This is a genomic window from Sphingomonas insulae, from assembly GCF_010450875.1.
GTDB classification, from domain to species: Bacteria; Pseudomonadota; Alphaproteobacteria; order Sphingomonadales; family Sphingomonadaceae; genus Sphingomonas; species Sphingomonas insulae.
The window spans coordinates 1002279-1024401 of sequence record NZ_CP048422.1 but is presented as its reverse complement, the minus strand read 5'-3'; the positions used below and the strand labels follow the sequence as shown (position 1 = coordinate 1024401).

General features: G+C 68.3%; 21 protein-coding genes and 1 pseudogene. 16 read left to right on the top strand and 6 right to left on the bottom strand.

All coding sequences use genetic code 11. From position 1 onward, the window contains the following. Window positions 1-5: 5 nt before the first annotated feature. Window positions 6-608, bottom strand: a complete 603-nt coding sequence (locus GTH33_RS06530; protein ID WP_163957727.1) for an outer membrane protein — start codon at window positions 606-608, stop codon at window positions 6-8. A gap of 133 nt (window positions 609-741) precedes the next feature. Between GTH33_RS06530 and GTH33_RS06525 the strand changes: the two genes are divergently transcribed. The 4 genes from GTH33_RS06525 to GTH33_RS06510 all read left to right on the top strand — a co-directional run bounded on the left by GTH33_RS06525 (window position 742) and on the right by GTH33_RS06510 (window position 4111). After that, window positions 742-1392, top strand: a complete 651-nt coding sequence (locus GTH33_RS06525) for a histidine phosphatase family protein (protein ID WP_163957726.1) — start codon at window positions 742-744, stop codon at window positions 1390-1392. Continuing rightward, window positions 1389-1871, top strand: a complete 483-nt coding sequence (locus tag GTH33_RS06520) for a hypothetical protein (protein ID WP_163957725.1) — start codon at window positions 1389-1391, stop codon at window positions 1869-1871. The genes GTH33_RS06525 and GTH33_RS06520 overlap by 4 nt, the downstream gene beginning before the upstream one ends. A 263-nt stretch (window positions 1872-2134) precedes the next feature. After that, the gene (gene rlmN, locus GTH33_RS06515; RefSeq protein WP_420877069.1) at window positions 2135-3343 is read left to right on the top strand and encodes a dual-specificity RNA methyltransferase RlmN; all 1209 of its coding nucleotides are present in this window, start codon (window positions 2135-2137) and stop codon (window positions 3341-3343) included. A 9-nt stretch (window positions 3344-3352) separates the two neighbouring features. Next, complete coding sequence (locus tag GTH33_RS06510) at window positions 3353-4111, top strand: sulfite exporter TauE/SafE family protein (protein WP_163957723.1); 759 nt, start codon at window positions 3353-3355, stop codon at window positions 4109-4111. A gap of 220 nt (window positions 4112-4331) precedes the next feature. Here the strand turns inward: GTH33_RS06510 and GTH33_RS06505 are convergent, their stop codons facing one another. Further along, complete coding sequence (locus tag GTH33_RS06505; protein WP_163957722.1) at window positions 4332-4949, bottom strand: flavin reductase family protein; 618 nt, start codon at window positions 4947-4949, stop codon at window positions 4332-4334. 26 nt (window positions 4950-4975) lie between these two features. On the opposite strand from GTH33_RS06505, the gene GTH33_RS06500 reads away from it, so the two are divergent. The 6 genes and pseudogenes from GTH33_RS06500 to GTH33_RS06475 all read left to right on the top strand — a co-directional run bounded on the left by GTH33_RS06500 (window position 4976) and on the right by GTH33_RS06475 (window position 9999). After that, window positions 4976-5701, top strand: coding sequence for a cytochrome b/b6 domain-containing protein (locus GTH33_RS06500; RefSeq protein ID WP_163957721.1), 726 nt, complete (start codon window positions 4976-4978; stop codon window positions 5699-5701). Continuing rightward, window positions 5698-6444: a molybdopterin-dependent oxidoreductase gene (locus tag GTH33_RS06495; protein ID WP_163957720.1), complete on the top strand. Its 747-nt coding sequence runs from the start codon at window positions 5698-5700 to the stop codon at window positions 6442-6444. The genes GTH33_RS06500 and GTH33_RS06495 overlap by 4 nt, the downstream gene beginning before the upstream one ends. A gap of 18 nt (window positions 6445-6462) precedes the next feature. Further along, a pseudogene (locus GTH33_RS06490) lies at window positions 6463-7691 on the top strand (class I SAM-dependent methyltransferase). Window positions 7692-7784: 93 nt separating this feature from the next. Further along, the gene (locus tag GTH33_RS06485; RefSeq protein WP_163957719.1) at window positions 7785-8513 is read left to right on the top strand and encodes a peptidylprolyl isomerase; all 729 of its coding nucleotides are present in this window, start codon (window positions 7785-7787) and stop codon (window positions 8511-8513) included. Further along, complete coding sequence (gene queA, locus GTH33_RS06480; protein ID WP_163957718.1) at window positions 8510-9541, top strand: tRNA preQ1(34) S-adenosylmethionine ribosyltransferase-isomerase QueA; 1032 nt, start codon at window positions 8510-8512, stop codon at window positions 9539-9541. Before GTH33_RS06485 ends, queA begins: the two co-directional genes overlap by 4 nt. Before the next feature lie 2 nt (window positions 9542-9543). Then, window positions 9544-9999, top strand: a complete 456-nt coding sequence (locus GTH33_RS06475) for an EF-hand domain-containing protein (protein ID WP_163957717.1) — start codon at window positions 9544-9546, stop codon at window positions 9997-9999. 16 nt (window positions 10000-10015) lie between these two features. On the opposite strand, the gene GTH33_RS17860 is transcribed toward GTH33_RS06475, so the two are convergent. Beyond that, on the bottom strand, window positions 10016-10180 hold the full coding sequence (locus tag GTH33_RS17860) for a hypothetical protein (RefSeq protein ID WP_166753188.1): 165 nt from the start codon (window positions 10178-10180) through the stop codon (window positions 10016-10018). 66 nt (window positions 10181-10246) lie between these two features. Here GTH33_RS17860 and tgt point away from each other — a divergent pair, with 66 nt between their 5' ends. From tgt to GTH33_RS06460, 3 genes are all read left to right on the top strand, one after another. Continuing rightward, window positions 10247-11383 carry a tRNA guanosine(34) transglycosylase Tgt gene (gene tgt, locus GTH33_RS06470; protein ID WP_163957716.1) on the top strand — a complete coding sequence of 379 codons (1137 nt, stop codon included), beginning with the start codon at window positions 10247-10249 and terminating at the stop codon, window positions 11381-11383. Window positions 11384-11385: 2 nt separating this feature from the next. After that, complete coding sequence (locus tag GTH33_RS06465) at window positions 11386-11574, top strand: hypothetical protein (protein WP_163957715.1); 189 nt, start codon at window positions 11386-11388, stop codon at window positions 11572-11574. Between the two features lie 125 nt (window positions 11575-11699). After that, a complete protein-coding gene (locus tag GTH33_RS06460; protein WP_163957714.1) occupies window positions 11700-14537 on the top strand; it encodes a M16 family metallopeptidase in 2838 nt (945 codons plus the stop codon). Between the two features lie 395 nt (window positions 14538-14932). Here the strand turns inward: GTH33_RS06460 and GTH33_RS06455 are convergent, their stop codons facing one another. Continuing rightward, complete coding sequence (locus GTH33_RS06455; RefSeq protein WP_163957713.1) at window positions 14933-15331, bottom strand: EF-hand domain-containing protein; 399 nt, start codon at window positions 15329-15331, stop codon at window positions 14933-14935. A gap of 135 nt (window positions 15332-15466) precedes the next feature. Between GTH33_RS06455 and GTH33_RS06450 the strand changes: the two genes are divergently transcribed. The 3 genes from GTH33_RS06450 to GTH33_RS06440 all read left to right on the top strand — a co-directional run bounded on the left by GTH33_RS06450 (window position 15467) and on the right by GTH33_RS06440 (window position 20412). Continuing rightward, window positions 15467-16684, top strand: a complete 1218-nt coding sequence (locus GTH33_RS06450) for an argininosuccinate synthase (RefSeq protein WP_163957712.1) — start codon at window positions 15467-15469, stop codon at window positions 16682-16684. A gap of 389 nt (window positions 16685-17073) precedes the next feature. Beyond that, on the top strand, window positions 17074-18786 hold the full coding sequence (locus GTH33_RS06445) for a hypothetical protein (protein ID WP_163957711.1): 1713 nt from the start codon (window positions 17074-17076) through the stop codon (window positions 18784-18786). Window positions 18787-18795: 9 nt separating this feature from the next. Next, on the top strand, window positions 18796-20412 hold the full coding sequence (locus GTH33_RS06440; protein WP_208404124.1) for a hypothetical protein: 1617 nt from the start codon (window positions 18796-18798) through the stop codon (window positions 20410-20412). Here GTH33_RS06440 and GTH33_RS06435 read toward each other — a convergent pair. Both GTH33_RS06435 and GTH33_RS06430 read right to left on the bottom strand, forming a co-directional pair. Continuing rightward, the gene (locus GTH33_RS06435; RefSeq protein ID WP_163957710.1) at window positions 20393-21535 is read right to left on the bottom strand and encodes a GNAT family N-acetyltransferase; all 1143 of its coding nucleotides are present in this window, start codon (window positions 21533-21535) and stop codon (window positions 20393-20395) included. The two genes, GTH33_RS06440 and GTH33_RS06435, sit on opposite strands and share 20 nt — an antisense overlap. Before the next feature lie 69 nt (window positions 21536-21604). After that, complete coding sequence (locus GTH33_RS06430) at window positions 21605-22069, bottom strand: RidA family protein (RefSeq protein WP_163957709.1); 465 nt, start codon at window positions 22067-22069, stop codon at window positions 21605-21607. Window positions 22070-22123: the final 54 nt, after the last annotated feature.

Genomic DNA, 22123 nt, shown 5'->3' with positions numbered 1-22123 from the left:
CCGCATCAAAAGCGCATGCCGACGCCTACGACGATCTGGTGACGGTCGATGTCGATGTCGTAGCTGCCGTTCGCACCATTGGCGCTGCCATAGTTCGAATAGCGATATTCGCCTTTGACATAGGTGTTGGCGCCGAGCTGGTGCTCCAGGCCCGCACCCAGGCGGAAGCCGTCCAGATCGGTGTGGTCGCGGGTGCTGGCGGACCCGACGTCGTAGCGCGTCTCGACCCGGGCGTTCGTATAGCCCGCCTTGGCATAGGCCATCGTGGTCGGATTGAGCGGAAAGCCCACGCGTCCGCCGACATACAGGTCGCGCCCCATGCCGACGCGGAAGCGGTCGCCCGACACCAGCAGGTTGTCGGTGCGCGTGTCCGTGGTGGATCCGGTCAGTTCGCCCTCGGCGCCCACGACCAGATTGTTGAGCTGCACGTCATAGCCGACCGCACCGCCATAGACGATGCCGTCGTCGGACGCATGGCCATCGCGCAGCGCGTCATAGCCGGCGATGCCCTCGATGCGCAGGCCGGTGAACGGCGCCGGTGCCGTCTGGGCGAGGGCGGGGGTGGCGACGCTGCCGGCGACGAGCGCGGCGAGGATAAGATTACGCATAAGCAACTCCATGACTGCCATCCCGACTGCGGGACGGACGGCTCCAATGGCCGACGGGGGCGAGCGTTGCATGAACCTCAGCTAAACACGGAAAACCGTTGCTTTTGTGCCACAGCGATCCGACACCGGCGCGATGATGCAGACCGATCGCGCGACCGCCCGCAAGGGCCGTGACTTCATCGCCCGGCATGGCGAAACCGTGTTCAACGCCGCCCGCCGGCTGCAGGGCGATCATCCCCACACGCCGCTGACCCGCGCCGGCTTTGCGCAGGCGGACGAGATCGGGCGGGCGCTGCGCGACCTGCTGGGGGCACGCCCGGCGCTGACGTTATGGGCATCGCCGACGGGCCGGGCGTTGCAGACGCTGGCGGTGATTGCCGAACATCTCGAGCTCGACTGGCACGCCGCCGGCACCGACCCCCGCCTCTCCGAGATCGGCATGGGCAGCTGGGGCGGCCGCTATTACGCCGATGTCGTCGGCGAGGTCGGCCCGGTGGTGACGGCCGAGGGCCTGCTGCGCCCCGCCGCCGATGGCGAGGATTACCGCCAGATCGCGACCCGCGTCGGCGGCTGGCTCGCGGACACCGACGCCGACGCCGGCGACCGGCTGGTCATCTCGCACGGCATCTCCAGCCGGGTGTTGCGCGGGATGATGACCGGCGCGCACGATCATCCCGAATGGGGCGCACCCATCGCTGCCGGCCTGCCGCAGGGATCGCTGGTCCTCGTCGCGAACGGAGCCGAATCGATCGCCCACCTCGGCACCGGACACGCCCCGGCGTGAGGCCGATCGCTGCCGCCCAACTCCTGCTCCTGCTCCTCCCGTCCCCGGCAGCAGCGGCGCGAGAGACGATCGGCGTGTACAAAAGCTGGGGCGCCTTCCGCGACACCGCGCCCGCCCGCTGCTACGCCATCGCGCGTCCCGCGGTGGCCGGCGGGCGCAGCGGCGGCTGGGCGAGCGTCTCCACCTGGCCCGGTCGCGGCCTGCGCGCATCGCTCCACATCCGGCTGTCGCGCACCCGCGACCGTTCCGCCCCGGTAACGCTGACCATCGGCGAACGCCGTTTCGAGCTCACCGCCAACGGGATCGACGCCTGGGCCGCCGATGCCCCCAGCGACCGTGCGATCGCCGCCGCCCTCCGATCCGGCCGCAGCATGAGCGTCGAGGGCGTCGCCACCGGCGGCCGCCCCTTCGCCGACGTCTACCTCCTCGCCGGCGCGGCGACCGCGATCGACGCCGCGACGCTGGCCTGCGTCCGGTAGCGGATACGGGTCACGCGAGGCCGCGAAGACGCGAGCAGCGACCACCCTCTCAACTGCCTCGTCATCCCGACGAACGTCGGAATGACGGACGACGTGAAATACGTCCCCGCTCACTCCCCCTACTTCTCCGCGCCTCCGCGCCTCCGCGCCTCCGCGTGAACCAATCTTCCTCACATCTCCGCGTCTTCGCGTCATTACCCTCCCGTCTTTGCGCCCCACCCCACGGGATGGAAACCACGCCCGTTTTCGTCTATATGCGATCGATGCTTGACAGCGTTGCCCCGCCCATGCCCATTCCGGGCCACATCGACCCTGTGCCGGTTCCCCGCGCCAAGACCTTTCGCGATGACGGGCGGATCGACCTGATCGGCCTTGGCAAGGACGAATTGCGCCAGACGCTGCTCGATGCGGGTATGGAGCTGCGCCAGGCCAAGCTGCGCTCGAAACAGATCTGGCACTGGCTGTACAATCGCGGCGCCACCGAATTTTCCGCGATGAGCGACATTTCGAAGACGATGCACCCGTGGCTGGAGGAACGCTTCGTCATCGGCCGCCCGGAAGTGGTCGAGGCGCAGGTGTCGACCGACGGCACGCGCAAATGGCTGCTGCGCTCGCCCGACGGGCAGGATTACGAGGCGGTGTTCATCCCCGACGCCGATCGCGGCACGCTCTGCGTGTCGAGCCAGGTCGGCTGCACGCTCAACTGCCGCTTCTGCCATACTGGCACGATGCGCCTCGTCCGCAACCTGACCGCGGGCGAGATCGTCGGCCAGGTCATGCTGGCCCGCGACGCCCTCGGCGAATGGCCCAGCCAGCCCGAAGGCCGCATGCTCACCAACATCGTCATGATGGGCATGGGCGAACCGCTGTACAATTTCGACGCGGTGCGCGATGCGCTGAAGCTGGTGATGGACGGCGACGGTCTCGCGCTGTCGAAGCGCCGCATCACGCTTAGCACCAGCGGCGTCGTCCCGATGATGGCGCGTGCGGGGGCGGAGATCGGAGTCAACCTGGCCGTCTCGCTGCACGCCGTCACCAAGGAGGTGCGCGACGAGATCGTGCCGCTGAACAAGAAATACGGCATCGAGGAGCTGTTGCAGGCCTGCGCCGACTATCCCGGCGCCAACAACGCCCGTCGCATCACGTTCGAATATGTCATGCTGAAGGACAAGAACGATTCGGATGCGGAGGCGCACGAACTCGTCCGCCTGCTCAAGAAATACAACCTGCCCGCCAAGGTCAATCTGATCCCGTTCAACCCCTGGCCGGGCGCCGCCTACGACACCTCCACCCCCGAACGAGTGCGCCGGTTCAGCGACATCGTGTTCGAGGGCGGCATTTCCGCACCCGTCCGCACCCCGCGCGGGCGCGACATCGACGCCGCCTGCGGCCAGCTGAAGACCGCCGCCGAAAAGAAGAGCCGCGCGCAGATGGACCGCGAGGCCGACGAAAAGATGGCCGCGCTTGGCTGATCGCGCCTGATGACCGACTGGGGCGCGCTTGCGCTGGCGGCGGGCGCAGGCATGCTGGGCGGGGCGATGAACGCACTGGCGGGCGGCGGTTCGTTCGCGACGATGCCGACGCTGATCGCGCTCGGCCTGCCCTCGACGGTCGCCAACGCCACCAGCAACGTCGCGGTGCAGCCGGGCGCGGTCGCGAGTGCCTGGGCCTATCGCGCCGGCCTCGCCCCGATCGGCGGCATCGGTATCCGCACGCTCGCCGGCATTACCTTCGCCGGTGGCCTCGCCGGCAGCCTGCTGCTCGCCTGGACGCCCGCGCGGGCGTTCGACGTGATCGTGCCGTGGCTGCTGCTCGCCGCGACCATCGCCATCGCGCTCGGCCGCCACGCGTCCGACTGGCTTAGCGCGCGCTTCGCCGCCGGGCCGCGCAGCATCGTCGCGGGGCAGGCGTTGCTCGGCATCTATGGCGGCTATTTCGGCGGCGGCGTCGGCATGATGCTGACCGCGATGTGGGGCCTGCTCACCGGCGCCAGCCCGGCATCGCTCGCCGCCCCGCGCACGCTGATGCTGGCGGTCGCCAACACCGCCGCGACGATCGTGTTCATAGCGAGCGGCATGATCGCCTGGACCCTGTGCCTGCCGATGATGATCGGGTCGATCGCCGGCGGCTATTGCGGCGCGCTGGTCGGTCGTCGCCTGTCGCCCGGCATCATCCGCGGCTGGACGCTGCTGGTGACGATCGTCACCACCGCCGTGTTCTTCTGGCGCGCCTACGCCTGACCCGTCGGACGCCGACCGCCGCAACCCGTTGCTCCGGTTTGCGAATCGGGCCGGGCCTGTCCTACGCCGCCACGACGCGATACCGCCCGTCGGTTATCGGCGCCGTCTGGCATTATCGCCGAAACGGAAACGATCGGACCGTCAAGTTTCCGTACGGGTGCTTAAGTTGCTCATGTCGCTCCGCTGGCGCGCTCCCGCACCGGCTGTCGGCGCACCATCGTCAGCCGGGCCGCCGCATCCGGAACAGGTTCGCCTCGGTCACCTCGAAATAATCCGCCGGTCCCCCGCCGCGCAGGATCGGGCGGGCGCGGGCGGTCTGGTACACGCCGTCCTCCAGCATCGCGGTGTCGATGTGGATGCCGATCGCCTCGCCGATCACCAGATACTGGTCGAGGTCCGCGCCATGCCGGTCGCGCAGGCGTATCAGCTGCGTCAGCTTGCATTCGAACGCCACCGGGCTCGCCGCCACCCGTTCGAGCGCCACCAGCCGCGACGGCGTGGTCGCCAGCCCCGCCAGCGCGAATTCGTCGACGTCCGCCGCCACCGTCGCCGATGTCGCGTTCATCGCCTCCGCCAGATCCCGCGTCGCCAGGTTCCAGACGAATGCGCCGGTCGCCTCGATGTTGGCGACGCTGTCCTTCCACCCCATGCTGGAAAAGGCGATCAGCGGCGGCGTGTAGTTGACCAGGTTGAAGAAGCTGTAGGGCGCGATGTTGCGCACCCCGTCGGCCGACACGCTGCTGATCCAGCCGATCGGGCGCGGCGCCACCATCGCGTTGAGGGGGTCGTGCGGCAGGCGGTGGCCGTCGCGGGGCTCGTAAAAATGCCATTCGGTCATGGCTGCATAACTGCTACAACCCGGGGATGGACCCAATAGCGCCCGTGGCCGGTACATCGATCTTTCGCCATGCGCTGGCGACCCGCATCTGGCACTGGATCAACGCCGTCGCGATCTTCATCCTGATCGGCAGCGGCCTTGGCATCTCCAACGCGCATCCGCGGCTGTACTGGGGCCGCTACGGCGCGAATTTCGATCATGCCTGGGCGCAGCTGCCGCGCTTTCCGGCGTGGATCACCATCCCCGCCAACTACAATCTCGCGCTGTCCCGGCGCTGGCACCTGCTGTTCGCGCTGGTACTCGCCTTCGGCCTGCTCGGCTTCATGATCGCCAGCCTCGTCAACCGCCACTTCCAGCGCAACCTCCGGCTGACGCGCGCCGACGTCAGCCCCGCGCATCTGGCGCAGGACGTGCGCGACCATCTCGACTTCCGCTTCCACGACGCCGACGATCCCGGCGCCTACAACAGCCTCCAGAAATGGAGCTACATCGTCACCATCTTTATCCTGTTGCCGTTGATGATCCTGACCGGACTGGCGCTGTCGCCCGGGATGGACGCGGCATGGCCGTGGCTGCTGGAGGTCTTCGGCGGTCGCCAGTCCGCGCGCTCGATCCATTTCGTCACCTGCGCCGCGATCGGCGGCTTCGTCGTCGTCCACCTGACGCTCGTCATCCTCGCCGGCGCGGGCAACGAACTGCGATCGATGATCACCGGCAGGTGGAAGGTGCCCCCCACCGGAGACCGGACATGATTCTCCCTCGCCGTACCCTGCTCGCCGGCGGCGCCGGCCTGCTGCTCGCCGGCTGCGACAAGGTCGCGGCCATCCCGCAGGCGCGCAAAATCCTGTTCTCGGGCGAGGACATGCACCGCGGCCTGCAACGCGCGCTACAGGATCGCGGCGCGCTGGCACCCGAATTCACCCCCGAACAGATGTCGCCGATTTTCCGCGCCAACGGCACCCGCGATCCGGGCACCCCGGCCTATGCCGCGATGGTCGCCAACGACTTCGCCGACTATCGCCTGCACGTCGGCGGCCTCGTCGACCGGCCGCTGTCGCTCAGCCTGGCGCAGCTCGCCTCGATGCCGGCCCGCAAGCAGATCACCCGCCACGATTGCGTCGAGGGGTGGAGCGCGATCGGCGCGTGGCAGGGTCCGATGCTCGGCACCGTGCTGCATGCGGCCGGGATGCGGCGTTCCGCCCGCTACGTCGTGTTCACCTGCGCCGATCTCTACAACGGCCGTCCCTATTACGAATCGATCGATACGGTCGACGCCTTCCACCCGCAGACGATCCTGGCGCTCAAGATGAACGGCGCCCGCCTGACCGTGCCGCACGGCGCCCCCGTCCGCCTGCGGGTCGAACGGCAACTGGGCTACAAGCACGCCAAATACGTGACCGGCATCGACGCCGTCGACAGCCTCGCCGGGATCGGCAAGGGCAAGGGCGGCTATTGGGAAGACAACGTCGATTACGATTGGTATGCAGGCATATAGCGGATTAAAGGCGTCGCCATGGCGCTGATCGATATGTTCCTCAGCCGCGCCGTGAAGCGTGGCCAACTCACCCTCCATCGTCCCGGCAAACCGCCCGCCACCTTCGGCACGCCCGATCCCGAATATGGCCACGTCACCATTCGCTTCGCCGATCACGGCGTCGCTGCCCGGATCGTGCGCAACCCGGCGCTGGCGGCCGGCGAGATGTACATGGACGGCCGGCTCACCGTGGACCGCGACGACATCATGGGGCTCGTCCGCCTGCTCAAACGCAACAGCGCGTGGGAACGTGGGCAGAACGCGCTGAAGCCGTCCGCCTTCGTCACCGGCCTCGGCGCGGTGAAGCACCGGCTCGACCGCATCAACATGGAACGGCGCTCGAAGCGGAACGTCGCGCATCACTACGACCTGTCGGCGCGGCTCTACGACCTGTTCCTCGACGCCGACAAACAATATAGCTGCGCCTATTACACCAGCCCGGACAATCCGCTGGAACAGGCGCAGACCGACAAGCTCGCGCATATCGCCGCCAAGCTGGCGCTGCGCCCGGGCATGCGCGTGCTCGACATCGGCTGCGGCTGGGGCGGCATGGCCCTGTACCTCAACAGGCATTTCGGCGTGGAAGTGCTCGGCGTCACCCTGTCCGAGGAACAGTTGAAGATCGCCCGCGAACGCGCCGCCGCCGCGGGCGTGGCGGATCAGGTGCGCTTCGAACTCATCGACTATCGCCGGGTGGATGGCCGGTTCGACCGCATCGTGTCGGTCGGCATGTTCGAACATGTCGGCCCCCGCAATATCGCACCTTCTTCCGCAAATGCCGCGACCTGCTCACCCCCGACGGCGTAATGCTGCTCCACACCATCGGCCGGCTCGGCCCGCCCAGCGTCACCGACGACTGGACCACCAAATACATCTTCCCGGGCGGCTACAACCCGGCGCTGTCGGAGGTCATGCAGGCGTTCGAGGGGCTGAAGCTGTTCCTGACCGACGTCGAGGTGCTGCGCCTGCACTATGCCTATACGCTGCACGAATGGTATGCCCGCACGCTGGCGGCGCGCGACGCGATCGTCGCCCTGTACGACGAACGGTTCTACAGGATGTGGACCTTCTATCTGGCGGGTGCCGCCAATGCGTTCGAAAACGGCGGGCTGGTCAACTATCAGATCCAGTTCAGCCGCAGCCGCACCGCACTGCCGATCACCCGCGACTATATGATCGAGGGTGAACGGGCGCTGCGGCGGGGCTGACCCGGCCATCGCCGTATTGCCGCCATGATGTTCAGTTTGGTGCAACCTGCGATTTGCTCTAAGCCGCCCCGCATTACCTAGGTTGGGAATTCCATGCGTCCGTTCGCCCGTTTGCTAGCGCTCCTGCTGTGCCTGTTCGCCTTGCCGGCGCTGGCCTCGTCCGCATCGGCCCAGACCGCGGTCGTGCCCCAGGAACGCCCGACACCGCCGCTGACCACCGACAAGGAAAATCTGTGGCTCCTCGACCTGTCGGACGGCGGCCGCGTGACGATCTGGCTGCGCCCCGACGTCGCGCCCAAGATGGTCGAACGGATCAAGACGCTGACCCGGCAGGGCTTCTACAACGGGCTGGCGTTCCACCGCGTCATCGATGGCTTCATGGCGCAGGGCGGCGATCCCAAGGGTGACGGCACCGGCGGATCGACGATGCCGAACGTCGATGCCGAATTCAACTATCTGCCCCATGTCCGCGGTGCCGTGTCGGCGGCGCGTGCCGATGCGGAAAACAGCGCGAACAGCCAATTCTTCATCGTTTTCCAGCCGCGGCTCAGCCTCGATAAGAAATACACCGTCTTCGGCCGCGTGATCGACGGCATGCAATATGTCGACGCCATCGAGCGTGGCGAGCCGCCGACGGACCCGACCAAGATCGTCCGCGCCTATATCGCGGCGGACAATCCCCCGCCCTACACGCCCGCCGCCGCACCTGCGCCGGTGACGCTCGGCGCTCCGGTGACCTTGCCCAGCAGCAGTCTGCCCGCTGGCAAGTCCGTGCCGAAGCGCGCGCCGGCCGCCGCCAAGGCGCCTGCTGCCAAGCGGTGAAGGTCGACCTTTTCGATTTCGAACTGCCGCCGGAGCGTATCGCGCTGCGGCCGGCGGTGCCGCGGGACGCCGCGCGGCTGCTCGTCCTCGCCGGCGATACGACACGCGACCTGATCGTGCGCGACCTGCCCGGCCAGTTGCGTGCCGGCGACTGCCTCGTCTTCAACGACACCCGAGTTATCCCCGCACAGCTCGAAGGGCGCCGTGGCGATGCGTCGATCGGCGCGACGCTGCACAAGCGCGAGGGGCCGCGCCGCTGGCGCGCCTTCATCCGCAACGCCAAGCGGCTACGCGACGGCGATCGCATCGACTTCGGCAACCATGTCGCCGCCATCGCCTCCGACCGAGCGGATGACGGCAGCTTCGCGCTGGACTTTGCCGGCGACGAGCCGGTGGAACTGCTGCTCGAACGCGCCGGCCGCATGCCGCTGCCGCCATACATCGCCGCCAGGCGTCCCACCGATGCGCAGGATGCGGCGGATTACCAGACGATGTTCGCTGCCGAACCCGGCGCGGTCGCCGCGCCCACCGCGGCGCTGCATTTCACCCCCGACCTGATCGGCGCCCTCGATGCGGCAGGGATCGCGCACGAAACGCTGACGCTGCACGTTGGCGCCGGCACATTCCTACCCGTCAAGGCGGACGACACCGCCGATCACCGCATGCACGCCGAATGGGGGCGCATCGACACCGCCACCGCCGATCGGCTCAATGCGGTGCGCGCCGCGGGCGGGCGCGTGATCGCCGTTGGCACGACGTCGCTGCGCCTGATCGAAAGCGCCACCGGTCCCGATCGCGTCATCCGCCCCTTCGACGGCGATACGTCGATCTTCATCACGCCCGGCTACGTCTTCGGCGGCATCGACGGCCTGCTCACCAATTTCCACCTGCCCAGATCGACCCTGTTCATGTTAGTATCGGCGCTGATGGGGCGTGAGCGGATGCAGGCGGCCTATGCGCATGCCATCGCGCATGGCTATCGCTTCTACAGCTATGGCGATGCCTCGCTGTTGCTGCCATCGTCGTGACCATGCTCATCGCCCTGCTCCTGCAAGCCGCGGTTCCGCCAGCGCCGGCTCTGCCCGCGGTCCCGGGTCAGCCGCCAGCGACCTTCGTCGTCGAGCCGGTCGGTATGGCGCTCGCCGGCTTCGATGCGGATGGCGACGGGCGTACCAGCCGGTCCGAGATGGAGGCCGGCATCCGCCGCAGCTTCGCCGGCGTCGATGCCACCCGCAGCGGATCGATCGGCTATATCGCCTTCGCCGACTGGGCGGAGCGCTGGCTGGGCGATCGCAACGCACTGCCCAGCCCGTTCGAGGTCGATGCAGACGGCGACGATCGTATCACGCTCGCCGAATTGCAGGCGGCATTCGCCCGCATCTTCGCGCGCCTCGACATCGACAAGGACGGCAGCCTCAGCCGCAAGGAATTGCTCACGATCCGGGCGATGGCCGGCCGTCAGATCGGGCCGCGCGGCAAGCGCTAGCCGCAACCAATCGCGGTCAACCGCCGCCGATCCCCTCGATCACCGTGCCGCTGCCTTCGCATACCGGACAGGTGCCGCCTTCCAACGACCCGCTGCCGTTGCAACGTGGGCAGACGTTCTCGCCGGTGCCGGGGGTGCCGGCGGGGGCCTGATCGCCCGGCGCCATGGTGTCGCCGCTCATCGTTCGTCTCCTTACCGCTGCCCAACGCTCGACACCGCGTGCCGGCTTCGCCAAAGCGCGAGGATCATGTCGTCCCGCTTCGCCTTTTCCATCGCCGCCACCGATGGCCGCGCCCGCACCGGCTCGATCCGGATGCAGCGCGGCACGATCCGCACCCCCGCCTTCATGCCGGTCGGCACCGCCGCGACGGTGAAGGCGATGAAGCCCGCCGACGTCGCCGCGTCGGGCGCGGACATCATTCTCGGCAACACCTATCACCTGATGCTCCGCCCCGGCGCGGAACGCGTCGCGCGGCTTGGCGGCCTGCATGCCTTCATGGGCTGGGATCGCCCGATCCTCACCGATTCGGGCGGCTATCAGGTGATGAGCCTCGCCGACCTCACCAAGCGGTCCGAGGAAGGCGTGTCGTTCAAGTCGCATCTCGATGGCACCCGCCACCTGCTCAGTCCGGAACGCTCGATCGAGATCCAGCGGCTGCTCGGCTCCAACATCGTCATGGCGTTCGACGAGCTGGTCCCCACCACCTCGACGCGCGAGGTGCAGGCGGCGGCGATGGAGCGATCGATGCGCTGGGCCAGGCGCAGCCGGGATGCCTTCGACGCCGGCGGCGAGCATGGCGCCAACAACGCGATCTTCGGCATCCAGCAGGGCGCGCTGGACGAGGGGTTGCGCAAGGCGTCGGCGGATGCGCTGATCGATATCGGCTTCGACGGCTACGCGGTCGGCGGCCTCGCGGTGGGTGAGGGGCAGGCGGCGATGTTCGGCTGCCTCGACTTCGCGCCGGGGCAATTGCCCGCCGACAAGCCGCGCTATCTGATGGGGGTGGGCAAGCCCGACGACATCGTCGGCGCGGTCGAACGCGGCATCGACATGTTCGATTGCGTCATGCCGACGCGATCGGGGCGCACCGGCCAGGCGTTCACGCGCACCGGCCCGATCAACCTGCGCAACGCGAAGTTCGCCGAGGATCAGGCGCCGCTCGATCCCGCCTGCGCCTGTCCGGTCTGCACCACCTGGAGCCGAGCCTACATCCATCATCTCGTCCGGGCGGGCGAGATCCTCGGCGCAATGCTGATGACCGAACACAACATCTGGTTCTACGAGGCCTTGATGGCGGACCTGCGGAGCGCCATTGCGGCCCAGGCATTGACCCCGTTCGCCGAGGCCTTCCGGGCGACATACCAGCGGGGCAAGGGAGAGTGAACATGTCGGACCAGCCCAACGAAATCCTCGAAGCCGCCGCCGCGGCCAAGGCGCAGCAGGACGCCGCCGCCAAGTCGCGCGGCAAGGTGAACCGCAACCATTGGCCGATGCGCATCATCGGCGTCGGCATCGGCTCGGCCGCCGTGGCGGCGGCGGTGCTGTTCGCCAATTCGGGCCGGAAGAAGGATTGAGGTCCACCCTCCGCCACCCGGCGCGCCGCGTGATGACGGACGGCGGGGTGGCGGTGCATTGACACCATCGCCCCGCTCCGGTTGAACCTGCGGCATTCATCCCGCTGAGCCGGAGCCTTCGATCCATGCGCCTCGTCCGTGTCGCCCTGTTGCTCGGGGCCGCGCTGCTGCCCCTGTCCGCCACCGCCCAGACGATCGCGCCGAAGCCGGACAGCACCGCCGTCAAGCCGATCGCCTACACCGAACGGACGCTGGCGAACGGCCTGCGCGTCTATGCGTTGCGCGATACGACCACGACCAACGTCGCCGTGCAGGTCTGGTACGACGTCGGGTCGAAGGACGATCCGCAGGGCCGCTCCGGCTTTGCGCACATGTTCGAACATCTGATGTTCAAGGCCACGCGCAACCTCGTCAGCGAACAGATGGACCGGCTGACCGAAGACGTCGGCGGCTATAACAACGCCTCGACCAACGACGATTACACCAATTATTACGAGGTCGTGCCGGCCAACCACCTGCAACGCCTGCTGTTCGCCGAGGCGGACCGGATGGCGAGCCTGGTCGTCGAGCCCAAGAGCTTCGCCAGCGAACGCGACGTGGTGAAGGAGGAATTGCGTCAGAGCACGCTCGCGCAGCCCTATGGTAAGCTGTTTTCGACCTATCTGTCTGCCGCCGCCTACACCACGCACCCCTATGCGCGCTCGACGATCGGCAGCATCGAGAATCTGGAAGCGGCATCGATCGACGACGTCCGCGGCTTCCACGCTACCTATTACCGCCCCGACAATGCCATTCTCGTCGTGTCGGGCAATTTCGATCCCCGGCAGCTGGATGCCTGGATCGACCGCTATTTCGCCGGGATCGCCAGGCCGACCACCGCCATCCCGCGCGTAACCGTCAAGGAACTGGAACGGACGAAGGCGGTGCGCTACACCGTCTACGAACCCAATACGCCGCTGCCCGCGGTGCTGATGAGCTGGCACGTGCCCGCCGACCGGGATGCCGACCTGCCGGCGCTCCACGTGTTGCAGACGATCCTGTCGACCGGGGAAAGCAGCCGGCTCTACGAAAGCCTCGTCTATCGCGACCAACTGGCGCAGGACGCCTCGTCGTTCCTCGACAGCAAGCAGGGGACCGGCAACCTTGTCGCCTATGCGATCCTCGCCGGCGGCAAGACCGTCGATCAGGGCGAGGCCGCACTGAAACGCGAGATCGCCCGCTTCCGCGACGCGCCGGTGACGGCGGCCGAATTGGGCGAGGCGAAGAACGAAATCCTCACCGCCGCGATCAAGAGCCGCGAAACCGCGGAGGGCAAGGCGCGCATCCTCGCCAGTTCGGTCATCATCGATGGTGATCCCCGTACCGCCGACCGCCAGCTCGCCGCTATCGCCCGGGTCACCACCGCCGACATACAGCGGGTCGCACGCCGGTATCTGGGCGAGAACCAGTCGGCGACGATCCGCTACCTGCCCGATACGGCCAGGCCGGCCGGCAAGACCGGCGATACGATCACCGTCGCATCGACCGTGCAGACCGCTCCGTTGCAGGCGCCCGCCACGATCGCGATCGTCACGCCGGCACCCGAGGGGCAGCGCATCCAGCCCCCCGCCCCGGCCGCACCGATCAAGGCGAACCTGCCGCAGCCGGTCGAGACGCGACTCGCCAACGGGCTCCGCGTCATCACCGTCGAACGTCACGATCTGCCGATCGCCACCGCTTATCTGGTGTCGAGCGGCGGGCAGGCGCTCGACCCCGCTGACCGCTCCGGTGTCAGCAGCCTGGCGGCGACGCTGATGACCAAGGGAACGGCGACCCGCTCCGCGACCCAGATCGCCCGCGAGATCGAGAGCCTCGGCGGGGCGATCGGCACCGATGCCGCTTATGGTGGCGGCTCGGTGGACGTGACGGTGAAATCGGACCAGCTCGCACCGGCGATGGCCATCCTCGCCGATGTCGCGACGCATCCCGCCTTTTCCGCGGAGGAACTGGAGCGCGCCCGGGCGCAGCAGATCGACGGCGTCACCGTCGCCCTCAAGAACCCCAGCCAGCTCGCCGCCCTGGTCGCCGACCGTGCGGCGTTCGGCAGCGCCCCGTTCGGCGCCCCCGGCAGCGGCACGCCCACCTCGCTCAAGGCGATCACGCGCAGCGACGTCACCGCCGCTTATGCACGTACGTGGCGTCCGGACCATGCAGCGTTGATCCTGGTGGGCGACGTCACCCCGGCGCAGGCAAGGTCGTTGGCGCAGGCACAGCTCGGCAGCTGGCGGACGTCCGTCGCCGCCAGCACTCCGGCTCCCGCATCCGCCACGCTTCCCGCCCCGCGTACCATCGTCGTCGACATGCCCGGCGCCGGCCAGGCCGGGGTCGTCGTCGAACGACCGGCGATCGCGCGGTCGGATGCGCGCTACTATCCGTTCGCCGTCGCCAACACCGTCCTCGGTGGCGGCTTCTCGTCGCGATTGAATCAGGAGATCCGGATCAAGCGCGGCCTTGCCTATGGCGCGTCGAGCAGCGTCGATGCGGCGCGCGAGATCGGCAGCGTCGCCGCCCGGACACAGACCAAGAACCAGACCGCGGCAGAGGTGGTGACGCTGATGACCGCCGAGATGGCGCGGCTGGGTACCGCGCCGGTGCCGGAGGCGGAACTCGCCACGCGTAAGGCGGTGCTGGTCGGCAGTTTCGGTCGAACGGTCGAAACCACCGGCGGCATCGCCGACATCCTCGGCGAATACGTCCTGGACGGCGTGCCGCTCGGCGAATTGCAGAGCTACACGGCCAAGGTCGAACAGGTCACACCGGCAGCCGCCCAATCGGCGGCGGCGGCATTACTCGACCCGGCGACGGCAAGCGTCGCGGTGGTCGGCGATGCGAAACAGTTCATCGCCCCCCTGAAGGCCGCCCGGCCGGGTACCGAAACCCTGACCGAAGCCCAACTCAACCTCGACAGCGCAACACTGAAATAACCCCGCCCCGTTCCCCGGCGAGGGCCGGAGCCAGTCGGGGAACACTTGGTAACGAAGCGACATGCGTCGTCACCATCGTGCCGTAACTGGACCCCGGCCTCCGCCGGGGAAAGGATGGGGAGGCGCCGGCCACGCATTCGTCGAGGCCGTTGCAGTGCTACGGCGGTACGCAAGAAGCCGTTCATCGCGGAACTAAAAGACCGCTCGGTCAGCGAATGAGACGCTGACCGAAGCCCAACTTAATCCCAACAGCGCAACGCTCGAATGAACCCCACACCCGCTCCCCGGCTAAGGCCAGGCCCAGTTTGGGGACAGTTGATAACGGAGCGACGCGCGCCGTCACAATTGTTCAGCCACTCGCCCCGGCCGCCGCCGCAATGGGCCGGCGCGAAGCGTCAGCGTCCCGTCGGCCCCGCCGCCGGCCCGATCACCGCCGCCCGCGCCGCGGCACGCTCGTCCAGGCTGACCACGCCGTCGTGGTTCGTGTCGTAGCGCGACGCGAGCGCGCGGAAGAGCCCCTGCATCTCGGTCGGCGTCACTTTGCCGTCGTGGTTCGCGTCCGCGGTATTGAACCAGGCACCGCTGATCGCCTTCGCCTTGCCCGGTGGCAGCTTGGCCTTGCCGACGTCCATCCGGGCGACCCGCGCGTCGATCTCGGCGCGGGTCAGCACGCCGTCCTTGTTCGCATCGGTCCTGTCGAATTCCGCCCTGATCTTCGGGTCGATCTTGTCGGCCGCCAGTGACGGCGCGGCGACGATCAGCAGGGGCAGCACGGCGAACAAAGGACGGAACATGACGTCTCCGAAAAAATCTGGTGTCGGACCGGCCCTAGCCGGCAGCCGTTAAACCCGCGGTGAACGCAGACGTTGCGTGCGCGGGCGCGGGGGCCTAGGGGCGCGGCCATCCCCTTATCATCAAGGATGCTGCCCGTGACCGATCAGATCAACCGTGTCGTTCTCGCCTATTCGGGCGGGCTGGATACGAGCGTGATCCTGAAATGGCTGCAACAGACCTATAATTGCGAGGTCGTCACCTTCACCGCCGACCTCGGCCAGGGCGAGGAACTCGAACCCGCACGGCAGAAGGCGCAGATGGCCGGCGTCAAGCCGGAGCATATCTTCATCGACGACCTGCGCGAGGAATTCGTGCGCGACTACGTCTTCCCGATGATGCGCTCGAACGCGCTGTACGAGGGGCTGTACCTGCTCGGCACGTCGATCGCGCGGCCCTTGATCGCCAAGCGCCAGATCGAGATCGCGCGCATGGTCGGCGCCGACGCGGTCAGCCATGGCGCGACCGGCAAGGGCAACGACCAGGTCCGCTTCGAACTCGGCTATTATGCGCTCGCGCCCGACATCAAGGTGATCGCGCCGTGGCGCGAATGGGACCTGACCAGCCGCACCCGCCTGATCGAATTCGCCGAACAGCACCAGATCCCCGTCGCCAAGGACAAGCGCGGCGAATCGCCCTTCTCGACCGATGCGAACCTGCTGCACACCTCGTCGGAAGGGAAGGTGCTCGAAAATCCGTGGGATGAGGTCCCCGACTACGTCTATTCGCGCACCGTCAATCCCGAGGACGCGCCTGACTCGCCCGAATATATCACCATCGATTTCGAGCGCGGCGACGGCGTCGCGCTGAACGGCGAGGCGACCAGCCCGGCGACGCTGCTGACCAAGCTGAACGAACTCGGCCGCCGCCACGGCATCGGCCGCCTCGATCTCGTTGAGAACCGCTTCGTCGGCATGAAGAGCCGCGGCATGTACGAAACGCCGGGCGGCACCATCTATCACCTCGCCCATCGCGGCATCGAACAGATCACGCTCGATCGCGGCGCCGCGCACCTCAAGGACGAACTCGCACCGCGTTATGCCGAACTGATCTACAACGGCTTCTGGTTCTCGCCGGAACGCGAGATGCTGCAGGCGGCGATCGATCACAGCCAGACAAAGGTCAGCGGCACCGTGCGGCTGAAGCTGTACAAGGGCGGCGTCTATATCGTCGGCCGCAAGTCGCCCAATTCGCTGTATTCGGAAAAGGTGGTGACGTTCGAGGACGATCAGGGCGCCTACGACCAGCGCGACGCGGCCGGCTTCATCAAGCTCAACGCGCTGCGCCTGCGCCTGCTCGGCCGCCGCGACGCCTGACCGTGATCGAGGAAACGGGGGTGGCGGTGACACGCCGCCATCCCCGCTCTCCGCCTCCGGCATCCCGACCAACATAGCGTCCATGGCCACGCCGCAGGGGCAGCCTTCCCCCGCCGCACGTCCGAACCCTGCATACCGATAACTGCTGGCGCGACAGCCCGTCGATGGCACTGTCACGGGAAAACGCCGACCCTCGCACCGTCCGTCATGCCGCGCCATCCGGCGAGGATGACGCGGCCCACAGGAAACCGGCGTTGCCGGGGCAGCAACGCGATCCGGAGTCGTCAGCGCGGACCGACGGACCTTTCGCCCCGCTCCCAACGGCCGATCCACCCCATCCTCGCCCCCTCTAACGCAGCGTTAAGCATCATGGCCTAACGCTGCACGCGATGTCCGCCCGCCTTCGCCACGACGCGCTCCTCGCCTGTGCGCTCGCCGTGCTGATGACGCTGGCATGGGGCTGGTCCGACTGGGCGCACCTGTCCGCGCTGCGCCTGCCCGACACCGACGATGTCGTCCGCCTCCAGCAGATCCGCGACTGGCTCGGCGGGCAGCGATGGGGCGACCTGACGCAGCACCGGCTCGGCCCGCCACCCGGTCTGCCGATGCACTGGAGCCGCCTCGCCGATCTCGGCCCCGCCGCGATCATCGCGGCGCTGACGCCATGGACCGGCAGCGCCCGTGCCGAACTGGTCGCGATACTCGTCTGGCCGGGCATGCTGTTCGCCGTCGCACTGTTCCTGATCGCGCGGATCGCACGACGTGTGGGCGGCGGCGATATCGTCCCTGCCGCCACCGTGGTCGCCGCGATCGCCTATCCCGCGACGACAATCTTCCTGCCCGGCCGGATCGACCACCACAATCTGCAAGTCGTGCTGCTGCTCGCCGCCGTCGTCGCGGTCCTGCACGGCGGCACGCGCGCGGCCGTGCTGGCGGGGGTCTGCGTCGGCGCCAGCCTGATCGTCGGGCTGGAAACGCTGCCGATCCTTGCCGCGCTCGGCGCGGTGATGCTGTGGCACTGGACCGGCCGCGGCACCGCGCCGCTCGCGGCCTTCGGCCTCGGCACGATCGCAGCGCTGCTCGCCGGCCGGATCGCCTTTGCCGGCGACGGCTTTGCCTTCCCCGCCTGCGACGGCTTCACCACTCCGGCCTTTACGGCGGCGCTGGTACTGGCCTCGGCCCTGCCCGTCGTCTCCATCCTTGCGCGGCGCGCCACCGATCGTCCCGGCCGCATGCTGGTGGCCGCCGCCACAATCGTCCCCGCCGCATGCATCGCGTTGATGCGCGCGCCGCAATGCCTGTCGCCCTACGGCGCCGTCGACCCGCGCCTCGCCACGCTGTGGCTGTCGCATGTGGAAGAGGCGCAGTCGGTGTTCGCCGCATCGCCTGCTACCATTGTCGGCTATATCGGCCTGGCGGTCGTCGGCCTGATCGCGACGGCGTGGCAGGCCTGGCGACACCGATCCGCGGGATGGACGATGCTCGCCCTGTTGCTCGCCGTCGCGACCGCCATCGCCGCGGTGCAATTGCGCGGCGCCTATGCCGCGGCGATCCTGTCCGCGCCGGGCCTTGCCGCAGCGATCGCCGCCGCCCGCACCCGCGGCGGGGGGTGGCTCATCGCGGCATGGCTCGTCTCCGCGGGAATGCTCTACCCGCTCGCCGCCGCCGCCTTCGCCACCCGGCCCGCGCCGGCGGTGCGGACGACAGCGCACGGCGACTGCGGCTCCGCCGCCGCGATGCGGACGCTCGCCCGCTTGCCGCGCGGCATCGTGATGGCGCCGGTCGACGCCGGCGCCTGGGCGTTGGCCGCAACGTCGCATCGGGTGCTCGCCGCGCCCTATCATCGCAACGCCGTCGGCAACCTGGCCGCCTATCGCTTTTACGCCGCCACGCCGGAACGGGCGGCGCGGATCGCCGCAGCCCTTCACGTCGACTATGTCATGGCCTGCGCGAACCTTCCCGGCGCGGACGATCCCGACAGCGCCGCCGCCGCGCTGGTGGCCGGGGGCAGTGTTCCCGGCTTCGTCCACCGCGCCGATGCGACGGACGGAACGATGATCTTTGCGCGACAACGCTTGTCGGGGGCCGCCCCCACACCTTAAGGCGGTCGGATGCAGGGGCACAGGCTGCACTGGTGGCAAACGCGGTGGTTCGTCGTGGCGGTGGTGATCGCGACGGTGATCCCGTTGCTGTGGCCGACGATCCCGCCGCTGGTCGACCTGCCCGGACACATCGGCCGCTATCGCGTCCAGCTCGACGGCCCCGCCTATCCCTGGCTGGCGGACTGGTACGATTTCCGCTGGTCGATGATCGGCAATCTCGGCATCGACCTGTTGATCGAACCGCTCGCGCCGATCGTCGGGCTGGAACTGGCGGTCAAGCTGATCGTCATGGCGATCCCGGCGCTCACCGTGTCGGGCCTGCTGTGGATCGCGCGCGAGGTGCATGGCCGCATCCCCGCAACCGCGCTGTTCGCGCTCCCGCTGGCCTATGGCTATCCCTTCCAGTTCGGCTTCGTCAATTTCGCGCTGTCGATGGCGCTGGCGCTCAATCTGTTCGCGCTCTGGCTGCGGATGGGCCGGCTCGGCGCGGTGCGGCTGCGGGCGGTGCTGTTCGTGCCGCTGTCCTGCGCCTTGTGGGTCTGCCACACCTTCGGCTGGGGCGTGCTCGGCATTCTCGCCTTCTCGGCCGAGATGATCCGCCAGCACGACCTGCGCAAGGACAGGCAAAGTGGCCACTGGCTGCAAAGCTGGATCCGCGCCGGCATCGGTTGCCTGCCGCTGGCGCTGCCGTTCGCGATGATGGTGCTGTGGCGGTCGGGCGACCACGTCACCGGCAACACGATGGACTGGTTCAATTGGCGGGCAAAGGTCGGCTGGGTCATCATGGTGCTGCGCGATCGCTGGATGGCCTTCGACCTCGCCTCGGTGACCGTCCTGTTCGTCATCCTGCTGAAGGGCGTGCGCGACGAACGGGTCGAATATTCACGCAACCTGCTGCTCTCGGCGCTGTTCCTCAGCGCGATCTTCGTGCTGCTGCCGCGCATCGTATTCGGATCGGCCTATGCCGACATGCGGCTGGCGCCGTTCGCGCTCGCCATCGCGCTGATCGCCCTGCGGCCGAAGCGCGGCCTGTCGTTCCGGGGCGCATCGACGCTGGCGGCCTTCGGCCTCGCCTTCTTCGGGGTGCGCCTGGCGGGAACCACGGTCAGCTACTGGCTCTACGCCCGGGATTACGACCGCACGCTCGCCGCGCTCGACCATGTGCCGCAGGGTGCGCGGTTGTTGACGATGGTCGGGCGGTCATGCCGCGACGACTGGGCCTCGACCCGGCTGGAACATGCCGCCGGCCTCGCGCTGGAACGCCGCCTCGCCTATGCGAACGATCAATGGTCGATGGCGGGCGGGCAATTGCTCACGGTGCGCTACACGCCCGCCGGCCGCTTCGCGCACGATCCCTCGCAACTGGTCACCGACCGGCGCTGTCGCGGCGAATGGTGGCGCCCGCTGAAGGTATCCCTCGCCTTCCTGCCGCGACAGGCGTTCGACTACGTCTGGCTCATCAACCCGCCCCCGGTCGAGGCGGCGTTCCTGACCGGCCTGACGCCGGTCTGGCGCAGCGGTCGCGACAGGCTCTATCGCATCGACGATCGCACGCCCGCTGCCGTCGTGCTCGACCCGGTGCTGCTGCCGCCACCCCGGCCGCGGTTCATGCAGCGCCCTTCCTGAACGGCGCCAGTTCGGTGAGGCAGGCGTGCTCATGCTCCACCGCGGCCCGCTCGCGCACCAGGAAATCGCCCACCGCGCGCCTGAACCCCGCATCGGGGATGTAATGCGCCGACCAGGTCGGCACCGGCACATAGCCGCGCGCCAGCTTGTGCTCGCCCTGCGCACCCGCCTCTACCGTCGCCAGCCCGCGCGCGATCGCGGCGTCGATCGCCTGGTAATAACATAGCTCGAAATGCAGGAACGGCACATCCTCGGTGCATCCCCAATAGCGCCCGTACAATGTGTCCGCCCCGATCAGGTTCAGCGCCCCGGCGATCGGCACGCCGTCCCGCTCCGCCAGGATCAGCAGCACGCGTTCGCCCATCGTCGCGCCCAGCAGCGGGAAGAACGCGCGCGTCAGGTACGGCTGGCCCCATTTCCGGCTGCCGGTATCCTGATAGAAAGTCCAGAACGCATCCCAATGCTCCGGCCGGATGTCCGCGCCGGTCAGATGCCGGATCGTCAGACCTGCGACCGCCGCCTCCCGCTCCTTGCGGATCGCCTTGCGCTTGCGGCTCGCCAGCGCGCCCATGAAATCGTCGAAGCTGCGATAGCCGTCGTTCGCCCAATGGAACTGCGTCCCCTCGCGGACCAGCCACCCGGCCTGTTCGAACATCGGCACCTGCTCGGGCGCGACGAAGGTCGCATGCGCCGATGACAGGCCGTGACGATCGGTCACCGCCTCCAGCGCCGCGATCAGCGCCGGCGCGGCATCCCCCTCGCGCAGCAGCAGCCGGGGTCCGGGCACCGGGCTGAACGGTGCCGCGATCTGCAACTTGGGGTAATAGGCACCCCCTGCCCGCTCCCATGCATCCGCCCACGCGTGGTCGAAGACATATTCGCCCTGGCTGTGGCTCTTGGCATAGGCCGGCGCGATCCCGACCGGCACGCCATCGGCGTCGTCGACGACGATCGGGATCGGCTGCCACCCCGATCGGCCGCCGGTGCTACCGGATTCCTCCAGAGCGGCCAGAAAGGCATGGCTGACGAACGGATTGGCGGTGCCGGCACAGGCATCCCACTGATCCGCCGGAACGGCACGGACGCCATCGACGAGGCGGGCGGCAACGGTGGTGGAGGTCATCGCCCCCGATATAGGAGCGCGATCGCGCGTTGCGGAGGGGGGCGGACGCGTCCCCTCCGCGTCACGGGCTCAGGCCAGTTCGATGATCGCGTCGATCTCGACCGCGGCACCCAGCGGCAGCACCGGCACGCCGACCGCGCTGCGCGCATGCTTGCCGGCATCGCCGAACAGCGCGGCCATCAGTTCCGATGCGCCGTTGGCGACCTTGGGCTGGTCGGTGAAATCGGCATGCGAATTGACGAACACGCCCAGCTTCACGATCCGCTTCACCCGCGACAGATCGCCGCCCAGGTGCTTCTTGACCTGCGCCACGATCATCAGGCCACACAGCTTTGCCGCCTCCTGACCATCCGCCAGCGAAACGCTGTCGCCCAGCCGGCCGGTGACCAGCTGGCCATCCTTGAACGGCAACTGCCCGGACAGGTGGAGCATCCCGCCCGCCTCGACCACCGGCAGGTAGGCGGCCACCGGCGCCGCCGCTTCCGGCAGGCTGAGGCCGAGTTCTTCGAGCTTGCGATCGACGTGCGTGGTCATGCTGGGTCCTTGCTGGATGAAGGCTGAATGAAGTCGGCAACGCTGTAGAGGATC

Excerpts from the sequence above, each read along its gene's own strand:
- GTH33_RS06510 (WP_163957723.1), top strand. The coding sequence starts at position 3,353 with ATGACCGACTGGGGCGCGCTTGCGCTGGCGGCGGGCGCAGGCATGCTG.
- GTH33_RS06505 (WP_163957722.1), bottom strand. The coding sequence starts at position 4,949 with ATGACCGAATGGCATTTTTACGAGCCCCGCGACGGCCACCGCCTGCCG.
- GTH33_RS06495 (WP_163957720.1), top strand. The coding sequence starts at position 5,698 with ATGATTCTCCCTCGCCGTACCCTGCTCGCCGGCGGCGCCGGCCTGCTG.
- tgt (WP_163957716.1), top strand. The coding sequence starts at position 10,247 with ATGTCGTCCCGCTTCGCCTTTTCCATCGCCGCCACCGATGGCCGCGCC.
- GTH33_RS06440 (WP_208404124.1), top strand. The coding sequence starts at position 18,796 with ATGCAGGGGCACAGGCTGCACTGGTGGCAAACGCGGTGGTTCGTCGTG.
- GTH33_RS06465 (WP_163957715.1), top strand. The coding sequence starts at position 11,386 with ATGTCGGACCAGCCCAACGAAATCCTCGAAGCCGCCGCCGCGGCCAAG.
- GTH33_RS06525 (WP_163957726.1), top strand. The coding sequence starts at position 742 with ATGATGCAGACCGATCGCGCGACCGCCCGCAAGGGCCGTGACTTCATC.
- GTH33_RS06430 (WP_163957709.1), bottom strand. The coding sequence starts at position 22,069 with ATGACCACGCACGTCGATCGCAAGCTCGAAGAACTCGGCCTCAGCCTG.
- GTH33_RS06445 (WP_163957711.1), top strand. The coding sequence starts at position 17,074 with ATGTCCGCCCGCCTTCGCCACGACGCGCTCCTCGCCTGTGCGCTCGCC.
- GTH33_RS17860 (WP_166753188.1), bottom strand. The coding sequence starts at position 10,180 with ATGAGCGGCGACACCATGGCGCCGGGCGATCAGGCCCCCGCCGGCACC.
- GTH33_RS06455 (WP_163957713.1), bottom strand. The coding sequence starts at position 15,331 with ATGTTCCGTCCTTTGTTCGCCGTGCTGCCCCTGCTGATCGTCGCCGCG.
- GTH33_RS06500 (WP_163957721.1), top strand. The coding sequence starts at position 4,976 with ATGGACCCAATAGCGCCCGTGGCCGGTACATCGATCTTTCGCCATGCG.
- GTH33_RS06475 (WP_163957717.1), top strand. The coding sequence starts at position 9,544 with ATGCTCATCGCCCTGCTCCTGCAAGCCGCGGTTCCGCCAGCGCCGGCT.
- rlmN (WP_420877069.1), top strand. The coding sequence starts at position 2,135 with ATGCTTGACAGCGTTGCCCCGCCCATGCCCATTCCGGGCCACATCGAC.
- GTH33_RS06530 (WP_163957727.1), bottom strand. The coding sequence starts at position 608 with ATGCGTAATCTTATCCTCGCCGCGCTCGTCGCCGGCAGCGTCGCCACC.
- GTH33_RS06435 (WP_163957710.1), bottom strand. The coding sequence starts at position 21,535 with ATGACCTCCACCACCGTTGCCGCCCGCCTCGTCGATGGCGTCCGTGCC.
- GTH33_RS06460 (WP_163957714.1), top strand. The coding sequence starts at position 11,700 with ATGCGCCTCGTCCGTGTCGCCCTGTTGCTCGGGGCCGCGCTGCTGCCC.
- GTH33_RS06485 (WP_163957719.1), top strand. The coding sequence starts at position 7,785 with ATGCGTCCGTTCGCCCGTTTGCTAGCGCTCCTGCTGTGCCTGTTCGCC.